At 64.3% G+C, this 16,169-nt stretch carries 17 protein-coding genes; 3 read left to right on the plus strand and 14 right to left on the minus strand.

Going from position 1 to position 16,169, the window contains the following annotated elements; all coding sequences use genetic code 11:
* Window positions 1–17: 17 nt before the first annotated feature.
* The 3 genes from rplT to infC all read right to left on the minus strand — a co-directional run bounded on the left by rplT (window position 18) and on the right by infC (window position 2,170).
* Window positions 18–698, minus strand: a complete 681-nt coding sequence (gene rplT, locus ACSVIE_RS13265) for a 50S ribosomal protein L20, sunset domain variant (protein WP_426006881.1) — start codon at window positions 696–698, stop codon at window positions 18–20.
* 119 nt (window positions 699–817) lie between these two features.
* A complete protein-coding gene (gene rpmI / locus ACSVIE_RS13270; RefSeq protein ID WP_347110628.1) occupies window positions 818–1,012 on the minus strand; it encodes a 50S ribosomal protein L35 in 195 nt (64 codons plus the stop codon).
* Between the two features lie 117 nt (window positions 1,013–1,129).
* The gene (gene infC / locus ACSVIE_RS13275; RefSeq protein WP_442424149.1) at window positions 1,130–2,170 is read right to left on the minus strand and encodes a translation initiation factor IF-3; all 1,041 of its coding nucleotides are present in this window, start codon (window positions 2,168–2,170) and stop codon (window positions 1,130–1,132) included.
* 385 nt (window positions 2,171–2,555) lie between these two features.
* Between infC and ACSVIE_RS13280 the strand changes: the two genes are divergently transcribed.
* Window positions 2,556–2,948: a DUF1844 domain-containing protein gene (locus tag ACSVIE_RS13280; RefSeq protein WP_426006877.1), complete on the plus strand. Its 393-nt coding sequence runs from the start codon at window positions 2,556–2,558 to the stop codon at window positions 2,946–2,948.
* Between the two features lie 143 nt (window positions 2,949–3,091).
* On the opposite strand, the gene ACSVIE_RS13285 is transcribed toward ACSVIE_RS13280, so the two are convergent.
* From ACSVIE_RS13285 to ACSVIE_RS13320, 8 genes are all read right to left on the minus strand, one after another.
* A complete protein-coding gene (locus tag ACSVIE_RS13285; protein ID WP_442424150.1) occupies window positions 3,092–4,396 on the minus strand; it encodes an MFS transporter in 1,305 nt (434 codons plus the stop codon).
* Between the two features lie 54 nt (window positions 4,397–4,450).
* Entirely contained in the window at window positions 4,451–5,347 is an 897-nt protein-coding gene (locus tag ACSVIE_RS13290) for an SseB family protein (RefSeq protein ID WP_442424151.1), read from the minus strand.
* The gene (gene priA, locus ACSVIE_RS13295; protein ID WP_426006873.1) at window positions 5,347–6,090 is read right to left on the minus strand and encodes a bifunctional 1-(5-phosphoribosyl)-5-((5-phosphoribosylamino)methylideneamino)imidazole-4-carboxamide isomerase/phosphoribosylanthranilate isomerase PriA; all 744 of its coding nucleotides are present in this window, start codon (window positions 6,088–6,090) and stop codon (window positions 5,347–5,349) included. Before priA ends, ACSVIE_RS13290 begins: the two co-directional genes overlap by 1 nt.
* 34 nt (window positions 6,091–6,124) lie before the next feature.
* Window positions 6,125–6,283, minus strand: coding sequence for a hypothetical protein (locus ACSVIE_RS13300; RefSeq protein ID WP_442424152.1), 159 nt, complete (start codon window positions 6,281–6,283; stop codon window positions 6,125–6,127).
* Window position 6,284: 1 nt separating this feature from the next.
* Window positions 6,285–7,037, minus strand: coding sequence for an imidazole glycerol phosphate synthase subunit HisH (gene hisH / locus ACSVIE_RS13305; protein WP_426006872.1), 753 nt, complete (start codon window positions 7,035–7,037; stop codon window positions 6,285–6,287).
* On the minus strand, window positions 7,034–7,660 hold the full coding sequence (gene hisB / locus ACSVIE_RS13310; protein ID WP_089594411.1) for an imidazoleglycerol-phosphate dehydratase HisB: 627 nt from the start codon (window positions 7,658–7,660) through the stop codon (window positions 7,034–7,036). Before hisB ends, hisH begins: the two co-directional genes overlap by 4 nt.
* Before the next feature lie 68 nt (window positions 7,661–7,728).
* Complete coding sequence (locus ACSVIE_RS13315) at window positions 7,729–8,826, minus strand: histidinol-phosphate transaminase (protein WP_442424153.1); 1,098 nt, start codon at window positions 8,824–8,826, stop codon at window positions 7,729–7,731.
* A 57-nt stretch (window positions 8,827–8,883) separates the two neighbouring features.
* Window positions 8,884–9,243 (minus strand): LysM peptidoglycan-binding domain-containing protein, encoded by a 360-nt coding sequence (locus ACSVIE_RS13320; RefSeq protein ID WP_426006868.1) that lies wholly within the window; start codon window positions 9,241–9,243, stop codon window positions 8,884–8,886.
* A 348-nt stretch (window positions 9,244–9,591) separates the two neighbouring features.
* Between ACSVIE_RS13320 and lexA the strand changes: the two genes are divergently transcribed.
* Window positions 9,592–10,338 carry a transcriptional repressor LexA gene (gene lexA, locus ACSVIE_RS13325; RefSeq protein WP_426007512.1) on the plus strand — a complete coding sequence of 249 codons (747 nt, stop codon included), beginning with the start codon at window positions 9,592–9,594 and terminating at the stop codon, window positions 10,336–10,338.
* A gap of 51 nt (window positions 10,339–10,389) precedes the next feature.
* Here the strand turns inward: lexA and ACSVIE_RS13330 are convergent, their stop codons facing one another.
* On the minus strand, window positions 10,390–12,453 hold the full coding sequence (locus ACSVIE_RS13330; RefSeq protein WP_442424154.1) for an ATP-dependent DNA helicase: 2,064 nt from the start codon (window positions 12,451–12,453) through the stop codon (window positions 10,390–10,392).
* Window positions 12,446–14,008, minus strand: a complete 1,563-nt coding sequence (gene hflX / locus ACSVIE_RS13335) for a GTPase HflX (RefSeq protein ID WP_426006864.1) — start codon at window positions 14,006–14,008, stop codon at window positions 12,446–12,448. Before hflX ends, ACSVIE_RS13330 begins: the two co-directional genes overlap by 8 nt.
* A 566-nt stretch (window positions 14,009–14,574) precedes the next feature.
* Here hflX and ACSVIE_RS13340 point away from each other — a divergent pair.
* Window positions 14,575–15,189, plus strand: coding sequence for a class I SAM-dependent methyltransferase (locus ACSVIE_RS13340; protein ID WP_442424155.1), 615 nt, complete (start codon window positions 14,575–14,577; stop codon window positions 15,187–15,189).
* Here the strand turns inward: ACSVIE_RS13340 and dapF are convergent.
* On the minus strand, window positions 15,170–16,138 hold the full coding sequence (gene dapF / locus ACSVIE_RS13345; RefSeq protein WP_442424156.1) for a diaminopimelate epimerase: 969 nt from the start codon (window positions 16,136–16,138) through the stop codon (window positions 15,170–15,172). The genes ACSVIE_RS13340 and dapF overlap by 20 nt on opposite strands.
* Window positions 16,139–16,169 lie beyond the last annotated feature (31 nt).

Consider the following 16,169-nt stretch of genomic DNA (forward strand, 5'->3'; position numbering starts at 1 on the left):
TTTAGCCGCAGGTGCGACTAGTTCTTGATCTGCTGGCGGGCTTCGCCACCTGCGGGCTCGTAGCCTGCAGCCTTGGCAGCCTCAACGGTGGAGAACCAGTACTCAGCAGCGGTGTTCTCGTACCAGGTGGAACCCGGAACGTGGTACTTCTTGGACTCGGCGTTGCCCTTGATGGCAAAGCCCTCCGGAGCACCCTCGCCGTCAACGGCTGCAACAGCGCCATCGATGGCCGGCTTCTCGGAAACAACTGCCTTGACAGCGGTAGCCGTGGCGGCAGCCGGAGCAACCTTGGCAGCCTTGGGAGCTGCAGCGTCGGCCTTGGCCGCCGGAGCGGAGGTGTCGGACGGCAGGGCAGCCTTGGCAACGTTCACCAGGGCAGCGAATGCGTTGGCGTCCGAGACAGCCAGCTCAGCAAGCATGCGGCGGTCAACCTCAACCTCAGCAGCCTTCAGGCCCTGGATCAGGCGGTTGTAGGTGAGGCCGTTGGCGCGGGATGCGGCGTTGATGCGCTGGATCCAGAGGCGGCGGAAGTCGCCCTTGCGCTTGCGGCGGTCGCCGTAGCTGTAAACAAACGAGTGCAGCAGCTGCTCTTTTGCCTTGCGGTAAAGGCGCGAACGCTGACCGCGGTAACCCTTGGCGCGTTCGAGGACAACCCGGCGCTTCTTGTGGGCGTTGACCGCCCGCTTCACACGTGCCACGTGCGTACTCCTTCAGAAATCTTTATCCCAAGCTGCTACTGCCGGGAAACCCGGCGGCCTGAGAAGGCTTTTGGTGTAGTCGGTGTCCGCCGGACGGCGGAAACCAAAGTGCTTGGAACTTAGACGCCCAGCATCTTCTTGATGACCTTGGCATCGCCCTTGAAGACGATCTTGTCGCCGGCGAGGCGGCGGGTCAGGGTGGTGGGCTTGTGCTCCAGGTAGTGGCGGCGGTTGGCCTGCTGGCGCTTCAGCTTGCCGGTGCCGGTCAGCTTGAAGCGCTTCTTAGCACCGCTGTGGGTCTTCATCTTCGGCATGGGAACCGATCTCCTTACGTATCCGCGGACTGTGTCCGCAGTTCTTTCGTGCAGCCGGCCTGCTGGGGCCGGCGTGCTGGTTGCTTGCCGTGGAGGCAGGGCCTCCACGGCGTCGAACTAGTTGGTCTTGCGTGAAGCAGGCTTCGGCGTGGCCTTGGGCGCTGCCGGCCGTGCACCCGGCTTGGGTGCTGCAGGCTTTGCCACTGGCTTCGGAGCCGAAGGGACAGCCGGCTTCGGTGCGGCAGGAACTGCGGGCTTGGGAGCCTGCGCTGCCGGAGCTGCCTCCGCGGCTGCCGGCGCCACAGCTTCAGCCTTGGGTTCCTCGCCCACGGCCTTGGTTTCCTCAACCGGAGCCGGTGCGGCCTCGGCCCGGGTTTCCTCAACCGGAGCCGGTGCGGCTGCGGCCACAGGAGCCTCTGCCTCAGGAGCTTGGGCTTCAGGAGCCTGGGCTTCCTGGGCCGGCGCTTCAACGGCGACGGATGCCTGGGCGTCCTCGGCCACGGGGGCAGCGGTGTCCTGGTCAGGCTCCCCGGCGGAACCCACCAGCCCTGCCGGAAGAAGGTCTCCAAGGGTCTGCGTCATCGGTCCCTGGTCGCCCGAGGTGTCCACCCGCGCGGCGGCCTTGGCCTCGTTCTGTGCCTTGGCTTCGGCGCGCTGTGCTGCGCGGCGGGCCTCAGCCTTGGCTTCGGCCTTGTTCTTGAGCGGACCGATCACCATGACCATGTTGCGGCCATCGATACGCGGGCTCGACTCGACAACGCCAACCTCGGCAACATCTTCGGCAAAGCGCTGCAACAGGCGGATGCCCATTTCGGGGCGCTGCTGCTCACGGCCACGGAACTGGATCATGGCCTTGACCTTGTCACCGGCGCCGAGGAAGCGCAGTGCGTGCCCCCGCTTGGTTTCGTAGTCGTGCTTGTCGATCTTCAGGCGGAAACGGATTTCCTTGAGAACCGTGTTGGTCTGGTTCTTCCGGGCTTCCCGGGCCTTGACCGCTGCCTCGTACTTGTACTTGCCAAAGTCCATCAACTTGCACACAGGGGGCTTGGCCTGCGGGGCAACTTCAACGAGATCGAGATCGGATTCGGCAGCAAGACGCAGGGCGTCTTCGATGCGGACAATTCCTACCTGTTCGCCGGCAGGGCCGACCAGCCGCACCTCGGGGACGCGGATACGCTCATTGATTCTTGGCTCGCTAATGTTAAAGCTCCTGTGGTTGTGGTGAGTTCACCGGCAAATAGAGAAGGCCTCCAATTGCAGGTGCAATCGAAGGCCTCAAAGATCGGTTCGGCGGGCCCTGAAACCAGGACCTGCCCACACCCGCACGGCAACCGCCCTGCTTGTGTCCGACCAAGTACCCGGCAACCTCTTGTCCCGGTTGGGATCTGTCCCCGGAGGGAGCGGCTGACGCGGGTGGGAGAGAACTCCGCTTGCAAACTGAAAATCAATTCTACAGAAATAACCCGCCCAGTGCACATTGCACGCGGCGGGACCATCCATGCTGAATAACGACTTCCAGCCGGTCTGTGTCAAGCTTACCAGTATGAGCACTGAAGACAGCAATTCCCGCAACTCCTACAGCGATGACGCTCCCGCCGGTTCCGGAGTTTCCCAGCAGATCCGCGACATCGCAGAAGTCCCCGCCGTAGAGGTCATCACCACCGGCGCCGTGCACCTCATGAGCGCTGCGGCAGTGAAGGTGGGACTTGCCGACGACCCCAACGCGGACGATCTGAAGGATCTCGACGAAGCCCGCAAGCTCATCACCGCCCTGGCTGGACTGGTCACGGCTGCTGCTCCGGAAATCGGCTCGCAGCACGCCGGTCCCTTGCGCGACGGGCTGCGGTCCCTCCAGTTGGCCTTCCGCGAAGCTTCCCTGATTCCGGACGCTCCCGGGAAGGGCCCGGGCGAAAAGTTCACCGGGCCGGTCAACTGACCTCCCCCACGAGCCTGCAATAGCCAAACGGCGGGCCGAACCCACAAGGTTCGGCCCGCCGTCGTGGTTTATCGCCACGTTGTGGCCACCATCCGGCTGAAGCTCCAACGGTGCGGCCATACCGCCGCCCGGGGATGCCGCGATCAGACCCGGGCGGACCGACGCCGCAGCGACATCAGGACCAGTCCCGCACAGCAGAGCACAACCCCGGCCGAGCCCACGGCAGCGAAACCGCCCCAAGGACCCACGGAGTCGATGAAGACACCGGCCAGGGGCGAACCCAAGGCCACTCCGGCAGTCAGTGCGGAACCATACCAGCCCATGGCCTCGCCACGGCGTTCCTCATCCACGAGGTCCGCGACCTTCTCCGATGACGCCGACAGGACCGGAGCGCACAATAAACCGGGCAGGATGGACAGCAGTGCGAGCGACCAGGTGTCCTGGGCAAAACCCATGGGAATGGTCAGGGCGGCCATGCCGAGGAGGAGCAGCATGGGCGAAACCTGCCGCTTCATGCCGCCATAGATCAAACCGCCCACCACCGATGCCGCGCACCAGAAGAAGAACACAATGCCGATCTGGTTCTCGTGGCCGCCGCGTTCAAGCAGTCCCACAATGCTCACATCCGAGCCGCTCAGCACCATGCCCGCACCGGCAGCCACGGCGAACAGCGCAGCTACGGAGACCGTGAACCACGTGAAGTTCCGTGCGACCCTGTGGCGCAGGGCCGCCGTCCGCGAGGCCGCGGGAGCCATCTCCGACGCCGCCTCCTGCACGTGGCCAGGCGCCGAGGCCACCATCGCGGCTTCAGCTGCGGCGAGGTCGTCCGCGGCACGTTCCGCGGACTCCTCCGGCGTGCAGGCGTCCTCGCTCCTGGTCGGCGGGTTGAACCACATCAGGAACAAGCCGGCCACCGACACGGAGATTCCCACAGCGGTCAGGCCGAGCGCCGAAAAGCCGCTGGTGGCCACCACCGCGCCAATCGCCGGGCCAATCATGAAGACGAGTTCGGTGGCGATGGAATCGAGTGCGTACGCGGACCGGCGCTGCTCGCCATCCACCATGACGCCAAGCGACTGCCGGACGACGCTGAAAATGGGCAAGGTGAACAGCCCGCCCACAAAGACCAGGGGCAGCAGCCAGGAATATGACACATGCGGAACGATGGACCAGATGACCGTCTCCGACACGACGGAAGGTATCAACGCCTTCCTGAGGCCCACCGTATCGACCCGCCGGCCACGCCACGGGGCACCAACGGCAATGCCGATGGTCATGACCGCGGCGGCGGCGCCGGCGGCGGCGTAGCCTTCTCCCAGCGTCATGACGATATGCAGCGTCAGCAGGACACCGGCCGCCGAGTGCGGAATCCGCGCCACCATGCCCACGAGCAGCAAACGCCTCACCGGACGGATGGCCAGCATCTCTTTGTAGAGAGCGAAGTTCACAGCTTCTTTCCTCTTGTTCCCCCGGGGCAGCCCCGGGATGAACGGGTGCTGCCGTTAGTGCAGCCCGGGCTCCTGCGCCGCACGCTGCAGTTTTACTTCGATGGAGTCCACGCCCTCAGCGAAGGCCTCCATGTTTGCCCAGGCCTCGTTGAGGCCGGACACGAGCTGCTGGACGGCACCGGCGTCCAGCCCGTCTTCGAGGTAGAGCACCACCTGGAGTTCCGGACCCGCACCACCGCCGGACACCACCTGTCCATCCGCGGTCCGTGCAGCCACGCCGGCGCCCGGACGCGTTTCCACGCGTCGCACTGCCGGGAAGGCCGTGGCTGCCGAAGCGAGAGCAGACTCCAGTTGATCATCAAGGTATGACGGCGTCCAGTCCCGCTGCTTGGCAAGGGCCCACATCGCCGGGCGCCTTACAACAAACGTGAAGTCCGAGCCCGGATCCAGCACCAGAAGCTGGGCCCCCTCCGAAACCGCTGACAGTGCGGCGCGGGCTGCATAAACAGCCACGGGACGCGCCTCAGCATGCCAGGCCTCCAGGGCGGCAGCGGAGGTAAACACCGGCATCGCCGTGCGGCCATCGGGCGCCTTCAGTGTGACCAATGCCATATCAGCCTGCTTGTCTGCATGCAGCCCGTCGACGCCTTCGGCTTCCTGGGCAAGCTGGGCTACCACCGGAACAAAGACCCTGGCTGTGGCCAGCGAAGCAACTACCCCCGCTTCACCGCCGGTACCGTCCAGCAGGGCGCCAACTGCGGCGAGGTAAGCCGGATCGGCTGTGCCGTCGTCGTCCTCGAAATTGTGGATCCTGGCGTCCTCGCCCTGCAGGCTGCGACCGGCCCACGGCTGGCCTGCAGAGTCCGTGGCTCCCCCGGCGCCTGCCAAGGCAGCGGCGATGTGTCCAGGCAGCTCCCGCCGGCCCTGGCCTTGGTGCTCTTCGTGCGGCATCAGCGTCGGCCGGCTACATCCAGGGCTTCCGGCAGCGTGAACGCACCGGCGTAAAGGGCTTTGCCCACAATCGCGCCCTCGACACCCAGGGGCACCAGTTCACGCAGGACCCGCAGGTCCTCCAGGCTGGAAATTCCACCGGACGCCACCACGGGCTTGCCGGTCCGTTCCACCATCCGGCGCAACAGGTCCACGTTGGGGCCCTGCAGCGTACCGTCCTTGGTCACATCCGTCACCACATAGCGTGCACATCCGGCGTCCTCCAGGCGCGCCAGCACCTCCCAGAGGTCGCCGCCCTCCTTGGTCCAGCCGCGGCCCGCAAGGGTGGTTCCCCGGACATCCAGCCCGACGGCGATCTTGTCACCAAAGCGCTCAATGGCGCGCCGGGTCCACTCCGGGTTCTCCAGCGCCGCAGTACCGAGGTTGACGCGCTCAACGCCCAGCTCCAGGGCGCGTTCCAACGACTCGTCATCACGAAGGCCGCCGGACAACTCCACCTTGACGTTGAGCCGGGACACGACCTCGCTGATCAGCCCGGCGTTGTTTCCACGGCCGAACGCAGCATCGAGATCCACCATATGGACCCACTCGGCACCGGCGTTCTGCCAGTTAAGCGCTGCGTCAAGCGGCGTGCCGTAGCTGGTTTCCGATCCGGCCTCGCCCTGGAGGAGCCGGACTGCCTGGCCATCGACGATATCGACGGCGGGCAGGAGTTCCAAGACGTTTTGCTGCGACGTGGTCATGTGTGTCCTAGGAGTCGTTGGGACGCCGGGCCGGTTACTTGCCTGGCAGGGTGAGGAGATAGGCAGCCAGCAGCGACATGGCCGCCAGCACATAGAAGGAGAGGGATACCCACAACGGCTTCTTCTGCTGGTGGAAGGAAATTCCGCCGCCCACCAAAAGGCCTGCAAGACCCATCAACACAATGGACCACATGTCAGGCAGCGCCGCCCGCGGGAACCGTGGCGGCATCGGAGCCGGGCCTGCGCAGACTATCGACCCAGTTCCGCAGCAGGCGCGCCCCGGCATCGCCGGATTTTTCCGGGTGGAACTGCGTTGCGCAGAGCGGGCCGTTTTCCACCGCAGCGATAAAACGTGCACCGTGCTCGGACCACGTCACCTGGGGCGGAGTCATCCGCGGCTGGACGACGTCGAAGTTCCAGTCCTGGACGCCGTAGGAGTGGACGAAGTAGAAGCGTTCATTCTCCACGCCGGCAAAGAGCTTGGAGCCTTCCGGGACATCCACGGTGTTCCACCCCATGTGCGGCACCACGGGCGCGGGCAACAACTCGACCTTGCCAGGCCACTCTGCCATGCCTTCCGATTCGGTGCCGTGTTCCACACCGGCTTCGAAGAGCACCTGCAGGCCCACGCAGATCGCCAGGACAGGACGTCCACCGGCCACCCTGCGGCCGATCATCCGGATCCCGTCTACTGCCTTGAGCTCCCGCATGACCGTCTCAAAGGCGCCCACGCCGGGAACCAGGAGTCCGTCCGCGTTCAACACATCTTCAGGCTTGGCGCTGAGGATGACCTCGGCGCCTGCCCGTTCCAGGGCGCGTACGGCTGACCTGACATTGCCGGAACCGTAGTCCAGCACCGTCACGGTCGGCTTGCCTTCCGGCGACGCCGGCCTCACGGCGGCGGAAGCGTCCGTTACCGCCCCGTCCTTCAGGATCTGGCCGCTCACAATGCCCCCTTGGTGGATGGAATGCCTTCGACGCGCGGATCGGACTCGACAGCCGCCCGGAGCGCCCTGGCGAAGGCCTTGAACTGTGCCTCCACGATGTGGTGCGGGTCCCGGCCGGCAAGGACGTTCATGTGCAGGCAGATGCCGGCGTGCAGGGTAATGGCTTCAAAAACGTGCCGGGTCAGGGAACCCGTGAAGTGTCCACCGATCAAGTGGTACTCCTGGCCTGCGGGCTCACCTCCGTGAACCAGGTAGGGACGGCCGGACACATCCACCACTGCGTGGGCCAAGGCCTCGTCCAAGGGCACAGTCGCCTCACCGAACCTGCGAATGCCGGCCTTGTTGCCCAGCGCAGTGCGAAGCACTTCACCGAACGTGATGGCGACGTCCTCCACCGTGTGGTGCGCGTCGATATGGGTGTCCCCTGTTGCCTTGACGGTCATGTCGATCAGCGAATGCTTGCACAGAGCCGTGAGCATGTGGTCATAGAAGGGAACCGAGGTGCTGATGTCCGAGACACCCGAGCCATCCAGGTTGATTTCGACCAGGACGGAGGACTCACTGGTGGTGCGCTCCATGCGTGCAGTGCGGGCAGCGGACGGCGTAGCGCCGGTTTCGCTCATTGGGATGTCCTTCTACAACAAGTTTCGGGTGGGTTCTGGTAACAAGTTTAGTTGGCCGGCGGGCCGGCTCAGGCCAGCAGTGCTTCCAGCGCTTCCAGGAAGGCTGTGGTTTCCTTCTCGGTTCCCGCCGTGACGCGCAGGTGCCCCGGGATGCCGACATCACGAATGAGCACACCGGCATCCAGCAAGCCCTGCCAGATGGCAAGCGGGTTTTCCAGGCCGCCGAAGAAGACATAGTTGGAGTCCGACGCGGCCGGCTTCAAGCCCAGGCGAAGCAGTTCCGTGACAATCCGGTCGCGCTGGACTTTGATGTCCTCCACATCAGCCATGAGGGCTTCCCGGTGGTGCAGAGCGGCCAAGGCCGTGGCCTGGGTGACAGCCGAAAGGTGGTACGGCAGGCGTACCAGTCGAATGGCATCCGTTACCTCGGGAGCGGCTGCCATGTAGCCGATGCGGGCACCGGCCAGGGCGAAAGCCTTGCTCATGGTCCTGGAGACAATGAGGCGCTCCCGGCCAGGCAGGAGCGTCAGTGCACTGGGCGTGTTGTCGTGGGCGAACTCGTGATAGGCCTCGTCCACGATCACGATTGCCTGGCTGGCCTCACCGGCCTCGTATACCGCCTCCACGACATCCAGGCCAAGGCCGGTGCCCGTGGGATTGTTCGGGGAACACAGGAACACGATGTTGGCTTCGGTCTCGAGCACCTGGCGGGCCGCAGAAGCGGCATCCAGCCCATAGTTCTCTCCCCGGATACCGCTGATGTACTCGGTGTCCGTGCCGCTGGCCAGGAGGGGGTACATGGAATAGGTGGGCGGGAAGCTCAGTGCTTTGCGTCCCGGGCCGCCGAAAGCCTGCAGGATCTGCTGAAGGACCTCATTGGATCCGTTGGCCGCCCAGATGTTGTCAGCAGACAGGCCGTGCCCGAGGTACTCCGCCAAGGCTACCCGAAGCTCGGTGAACTCACGGTCCGGGTATCGGTTGAGGCTGGTCGCAGCCGCGGCGACGGCCTCGGTGATGGCTGCCTGCACGTCGGCCGGGACGCCATGGGTGTTCTCGTTGACGTTGAGCAGGACGGGGACGTCAAGCTGCGGTGCGCCGTAGGGGCTCAGTCCACGCAGGTTGGTCCGGAGGGGAAGGCGGTCAAGTCGCTCAAGCTGGTCACTCACCACCACAGTTTAAGGGGCCGCGGCGACCCGCCGGTAACTGTGACAGCTGGAAGCACCTCAGCCGGCGGGAACGAAGAGCTGCTGGCCCGGCTGGATGCGTCCGCCCGGGAGGTCGTTGAGCTGGATGATCTCGGCGATGACATCCCGCGGATCGCGGTCCGGGGCGGCGGCCCCGGCAATACCCCAGAGCGATTGGCCGGGCTGGACTGTCACGGAGACAGCCACGGGCGGCTGGAGCTGGGATGGGGAATCCGATGCCTTGGCCGGAGAGGTAATGAAACCGGCCAGGCTCAGGAGGGCTGCTGCCAACAGCATGGCCGGGATTCCGAAGAAGACAATCCTGCCGCGCCGGGTCAGCCGGATACGGGCCGGAACGGGGGTACTGCGGAAATCACTGAACGCGGTGACTGCGGACATGAGCTGAGCCCTTCTAAGCGATTGCCTGGGCCGGAAACCGGACAGGCTGCCAATTCTTGTGTCCCCCCGGCCCGAACCGATGTTCGAACGCAGCGTCCGGACATTCCATGCGAGCCAAGGATTTATAGAACACATATTCGAACCTTGCTATGACATTTTTAGCACTTATCAACGAACGATGTCGAGACTCGCTAGAACAAATGTTTGATAAACGCATGCGCCTGACCTACGTTTGACTGAAGGAACAAGCACTGTTCCAGTGGAACAGGAGGGTCTGACATTTTTCGGACCCCCATCCCCGGACACCTCCTTGTGGAGGCCGGGCGGAGCGGAAGGGCAATGGCGTACATGGCATCCAAGGCCAACGGCGGCGGGGCACCCCTGCGGAGCCAACAGCCCCAGAAAAGTCCCAAAAGCCTGACCGTCCGTCAGAAGAAGATCCTGGAAACCATCCAGCGGTCAGTCAATGACAACGGGTACCCGCCCAGCATGCGTGAGATCGGCGACACTGTCGGCCTGGCAAGCCTGTCCAGCGTCACGCACCAACTGTCCCAGCTGGAGAAACTCGGGTACCTTCGCCGGGACCCCAAGCGTCCAAGGGCAATGGAAGTCCTGATGCCCCTGACGCTTGACAGTGGCGCCGCGATTCCGGGCGTGGAAGCACCCGCAACCCTCCGCACCACCGGCGGGCTGGCCGTCACGGAACTCGCCAGCGCGAGCGACACCGCCATGGTTCCGTTGGTGGGCCGGATTGCTGCCGGCGGTCCGATCCTCGCTGACCAGACCGTAGAGGACGTCCTCGCACTTCCCCGGCAGCTGGTAGGCCACGGCGAGCTGTTCATGCTCAAGGTCGCCGGCGACTCCATGATCGATGCCGCGATCTGCGACGGCGACTGGGTAGTGGTGCGGCGCCAGAACGACGCCGTCAACGGAGACATCGTGGCGGCGCTGCTGGACGACGAAGCTACCGTGAAGACCTTCAGGCAACGCGACGGCCACACATGGCTGCTGCCGCAAAACACCCAGTACGAACCCATCCTTGGTGACCAGGCCACCATCATGGGCAAGGTCGTTTCAGTTCTCCGCTCGCTCTAGCTTCGGCGCTGCGCCCGCTGTGGCTTCAAGGCTGTTCCCGCTCCTGGAGCGTCAGCCCGTGGAGGCACTAAGCCTGCGCAGAACGCCCTGGACCACCTTGCTGTCCGTCGTCGCCCAGAACGGCGGGAGGGCAGCACGCAGGAACGCCCCATAGCGTTCCGTGGAAAGCCGCGGGTCCAGGACCGCGACGACCCCCTTGTCCCCTGTGGAACGGATCAGCCGACCGGCGCCCTGCGCCAAACGAACCGCGGCATGCGTGGCCGAGACGGCCATGAAGCCATTGCCGCCGGACTGTGCCACAGCCCGCGACCTTGCCGTCATCAGAGGATCGTCCGGACGGGGGAAAGGTATCCGGTCAATGACCACGAGCCGGCACGAGCCGCCGGGCACGTCTACCCCTTGCCACAGGGACATGGTCCCAAAAAGGCAGGTATCCGGTTCGTCGGCGAACTGCTTCACCAGCGCGGCCATTGTGGATTCACCCTGGCAGAGAATGGTGTCATCGAGTCGCAGGCGCATGGCGTCAGCTGCTTCCTCTGCCGCCCGCCGTGAAGAGAACAGGCACAGTGCTCCGCCGCCGGATGCCCGGATCAGGTCTTCCAGCTCATCGAGCGCTTCCGGGGAGGTTCCGCGCCCGGGCTTGGGCAGGTGCTGCGCGACGTAGAGCACACCCTGCTTTGGATAGTCGAAAGGCGATCCGACATCCAGGCCTGTCCAGCTTGGCGCCCCGTCGCCCACAAGTCCCAGTCCCCCGGCAGCCGGCTCAAATGCGGATCCGATGGCCAAGGTGGCGGAGGTAAGCACCACGGTGTGGCCTGCGAAAAGCCCTTCCCTGAGCCTTCCTGCCACACTGAGGGGAGCGATGTTGATCAGGGCGGGGGCGGTTTCATCCGGTTGGGAGTAACCCTGCTGCGGATCGAATGTACTGTTCCTGGAGAACCAGACGACTTCGCGGTTTTCCTTCGCAGCGAGCAGCCGCTCTGACAGTTCCAGGATGAGAAGAAGCCGTGACCGCGCGAGCTGCCTGCCGCCGTCGACCGCGTTCTGGCCCGACGAATCCGGCTTGAAGTCCGAGAGCGCGGCACGCGCAGCATCACGCAACTGGTCGATGCAGTCCAGTTGTTCATCGTTCAGGCCGTTCGGCAGCAAGCCGTTGGGAACTCCTGCAATTGCCAGGTCCAGCCTATCGGCCGCGGCGTTGAGGGCATCCACGGTAATCGCCGTGTGCTTCCGGGCACTGGATGCTGCGGCGTGCACCATGGCCACCGACAATTGGCCCGACACAGCACCGGTCACGCGGTCCTGGAGCTCATGGGCTTCATCCACCACCACGACGTCGTACTCGGGAAGGACAGCAAGCCCTTCAAAAGCGCTGACAGCAAGCATCGCATGGTTGGTTACCACGACGTCGGCTTCTGCAGCCCTGGCCCTGGCCTGTTCGCTGAAGCATTCTTCTGCCAGGGGGCATTTCTGCGCTCCCAGGCACTCCATGGACGTGACGGACACCTGCCTCCAGGCCCGGTCCGTGACGCCCGGCATCAATTCGTCCCTGTCACCGGTGGACGTGGTCTCCGCCCACTCCCTCAGGCGCACCACTTCCTTGCCCAACTGCGACGACGGCCCACCCACAGACGCCGCGAAGTGCGGGACACTGGTGTCCTCGCCCAGCGAAAAGAGCTGGCCTTCGGACGGTTCCTCGCTGGGAAAACCACCCTCGAGTTTCTGGAGGCAGACGTAGTTGGCCCTGCCCTTGACCAGCGCCACGTTCACGGGACGGTCCAGGGCAGGGCCAATGGTCTCCAGGAGCCGGGGAAGATCCCGGCCAACAATCTGTGTCTGCAGGGCCAGGGTGGCGGTGGACACGAGCGTGGGTTTGTTGCTGTCCATGGAATGCGCGATCAACGGAATCAGGTACGCCAGTGACTTACCCGTACCCGTCCCCGCCTGCACCAACAGATGTTCCCCGGACTCGATGGCACGGGTCACGTGCTTGGCCATTTCATGTTGCCCGGTACGGCTTTGGCCGCCCATCCCGGCAACAGCCTTTTCCAGCAACCCGAGGGTGAACTTCTCCCCCGGCGACTCGACGACGTCCGCCGCCACCTTTTCAACCATTGGTGACGAATGACTCCAGTTCAGCGGCCAGCCCTTCACGGACCATGGCCACCACGCGCGTGCCGTCTTCCTGGTGCTCAAGGCTCAGGATTTCCGCGTCCGAAGAGTGGAGCTTGCTGATCAGCTCGCCGCGGTTGTAGGGAATGAGCACGTCCAGCCGGACACCGGGCCGCGGGATGGCCTGGCTGATCGTTTCCAGCAGTTCCGCGATGCCCTGCCCTGTGCGGGTGGACACCACGGCATGACGGGGCTCTTTCTGCTTCAGACGCTCCACGACGAAGGGATCGGCGACATCCACCTTGTTAAGGACAATGATCTCCGGCACCTTGCGGGCGTCGACTTCCGTGAACACCGCCCGGACAGCAGCGATCTGCCCTTCCGGGTCCGGATGGGAAGCGTCCACCACATGGAGGATCAGGTCAGCATCGGCAACTTCCTCCAGCGTGGAGCGGAATGCCTCCACCAACTGGGTAGGCAGCGACCGGACGAAGCCCACAGTATCGGCCAGCGTGTAGCCGATTCCGTCGGGCGTCTGCGCCCTGCGGACCGTGGGGTCAAGGGTAGCGAACAGGGCGTTCTCCACCAGGACTCCCGCGTCAGTCAGCCGGTTCAGCAGGGACGACTTACCGGCATTGGTGTAGCCGGCAATCGCAACGGACGGAATGGCATGACGACGGCGGTTGGCCCGCTTGGTCTCGCGCGCAGGCTTCATCGCGGCGATCTCCCGACGCAACTTGGCCATCCGCGTACGGATGCGGCGGCGGTCGAGTTCGATCTTGGTTTCACCCGGACCACGTGAACCCATGCCGGCGCCGGCGCCGCCCACCTGGCCACCGGCCTGCCTGGACATCGACTCACCCCAGCCGCGAAGCCGCGGAAGCAGGTATTCCAGCTGTGCCAGTTCCACTTGGGCCTTGCCCTCGCGGCTCTTGGCATGCTGGGCGAAGATATCAAGGATCAGGGTGGTTCGGTCCACGACCTTGACTTTGACGATGTCCTCAAGGCCACGGCGCTGGGACGGGGACAACTCAGTGTCCACCACCACGGTGTCAGCGCCGGTGGCGGCAACAATGTCCTTGAGCTCCTGCGCCTTGCCGGAACCAAGGAACGTACCGGGATCCGGCTTCATGCGCCGCTGGACAAGCCCGTCCAGGACCTCGGACCCGGCCGTCTCCGCCAGGGCCGCGAGCTCACGGAGCGAGTTCTCCGCATCGGCCAGCGTTCCTTCGGTCCAGAGACCGGCGAGCACCACCCGTTCCAGGCGGAGTTGGCGGTATTCGACTTCGGTGACGTCTTCGAGTTCCGTGGAAAGGCCGGCAACACGGCGCAGTGCGCGACGTTCGGCCAGGTCTTCCTGCTCTCCGTCGTAGACGCTGTGCTCTTCATCAAGGGTGGAGATGGCCTGGGCCTTGCCGAACACGCCTTTGTCCTGGTTGTCCCCGGATGCCTGCGCGGGGACATCCTTGGAAAGAATCCGGTCGATGACGGCCTGGATCTGTTCAGGACTCATGTCCTGGGCGTCGGAATCGGATCCGGAATGGTTCTGGGTGGTCATGGTCTCCTTAGACTGTTCGGCTATTCCAGAATAATGCTGATTGCGTGCGCGTGGGGCAGTATTCGCGCTGGGCTGACGGGATTGGGCCAAAAGGGCCTCCTGTGATCTGAACAGGCAGCCGGGTTTCCCCGTGCGTGCTGTAACAAGCGGGTGCTTTTCATCAAGCGGGAGTCCGCTGCGGAGGACCATCCCGGCGCCGGGAAAATGCCAACTCATGGCAGCCTGCCGACGCGGTGACCGATTCCTGAATGGAGCGGTATCCGGGCGATGGCAAGTGCGGAAGAGGTGATCTTTTACTGAGCCCGCGGCACCGTATCCTTGATGGTAAGCGGTGGGCGGATGAGCCGGATGGATCCTGCCTGGCGGAATTGCCGGTGGCTGATGCTGTTCAACGCAGATGCGGTTGAAGCCAGATCAGCGACGGCGTGCGTCGCGGGCGGTGCCGGTGAGACGGCCGGTTACTCAAAGATCAAGAACATGCATTCAACACTATCATCCGGTGTCAAATTGGCCTTCTGTGCTTGCAGTTTCCCAAGCGGCCCCACGGGCAACTACGCTGGCAAATTATGGAGTCTGCACACTATTTCAGCGCCCAACCGGCCGGTCCCTTTGTCCGGAAGCCGCTCACGGTGGAACTGGCCGGAGCGACCCGCCACGTGCACACTTCATCCGGGATCTTCAGCCCCGACGGGATCGACAAAGGAACTGCAATACTGCTCGCAGAGGTTCCCCCGCCCTCCCCGCAGGGCAACCTGCTGGACATTGGGTGCGGGTGGGGCCCGATTGCCCTCACCATGGGGCTGATGGCGCCCTCTGCGCAGGTCCATGCCGTGGACGTCAACGAGAGATGCATCGTTCTGACCAACGAGAATGCGCAGTCGCTGGGCCTGCCGAATGTCAAGGCAAGCCTGCCGCATGAGGTGGATCCTGCCGTCGAGTTCGACACTATCTGGTCCAATCCGCCCATCCGCATCGGGAAAGCCGAACTCCACACCTTGCTGCTCACCTGGCTCCCCCGCCTGGCGCCAGGCGGCAGTGCATGGCTGGTGGTTCAGAAGAACCTTGGCTCAGACTCGCTGCAACGGTGGTTGGCCACGGAACTGGACAACACCTTCAGCGTCAGCCGGGAAAGCACGTCCAAGTCGTTCAGGATCCTCCGGGTCAGGAAAGCGTCCCGGTAGCAACGATCACAGCGGGGCCACTCAGTTCGACGTGTTCCCTGCCGTCTTCACCCGGGAAGAACTTGACTCCCACCACTCCCCCCGGAACGTTCACGTTCCAGGCGTTGGGTGCGGTGCTGCCCGCCCAATGCCGGATGGCGACGGCCGCAGCGCATGCACCTGTTCCACAGGACTGCGTCTCGCCCACGCCACGTTCGTGGACCCGCATGGTGATGGTTCCCACGCCATCGTGGACCAGGGGTTCTGCGGGGACAACGAACTCCACATTGGTCCCGTTGACGGGCTTGGGATCCACCACCGGCGCCTTGTACAGCTGGGTGGAGGTCAACTCGGCCATTTCCGCCAGCGCCACCACCGTGTGCGGATTACCCATGCTCACCGACAGCCCTGGCCTGGCAACCTCAAGTCCCTCGGCGCTGACCAAGGCATCCATGGCTTTGCTGGTGGCTTCGGCAGGGAAGATGAACTCCCAAGGGCCCATGTCCACGGCATAACCATGGTCGGTCCGTACAATCTTCTTGATGCCTCCGCGGGTTCCTATGGTGAGGACCTGGCCGGATGCCAGTTCCACCAGGCCCTCCTCAATCAGGAAATGAACGAAGACCCGGACGCCGTTGCCGCACATCTCCGACAGTGACCCGTCCCCGTTGCGGTAGTCCATGAACCACTCGGCGGCAGGATCCTGTGCCAAGAGTTCCCTGCCCTCCGGCAGGAACCTGGACGGAACGGCACGGATGAGCCCGTCGCCACCAATTCCCCGGTGCCTGTCGCACAACTGAGCGACTTGTTCCGGGGTGATCGTGTGGTTGTCAGCGGGATCTGCGATCAGGACGAAATCGTTGCCGGTTCCATGCCCCTTGGAGAATCGCAGGCCGGAGAGCTTGGCTGCGGGCTGGGAAGCAGTTGCAACCGTGGGCTGCTGGGCGGAAACTGCGGCAGATTGATCCATGAACCTAGGCTACCTGCACGGTGTGTACGGC

It is taken from the genome of Paenarthrobacter sp. NCHU4564, from assembly GCF_052156435.1.
Lineage (GTDB): Bacteria > Actinomycetota > Actinomycetes > Actinomycetales > Micrococcaceae > Arthrobacter.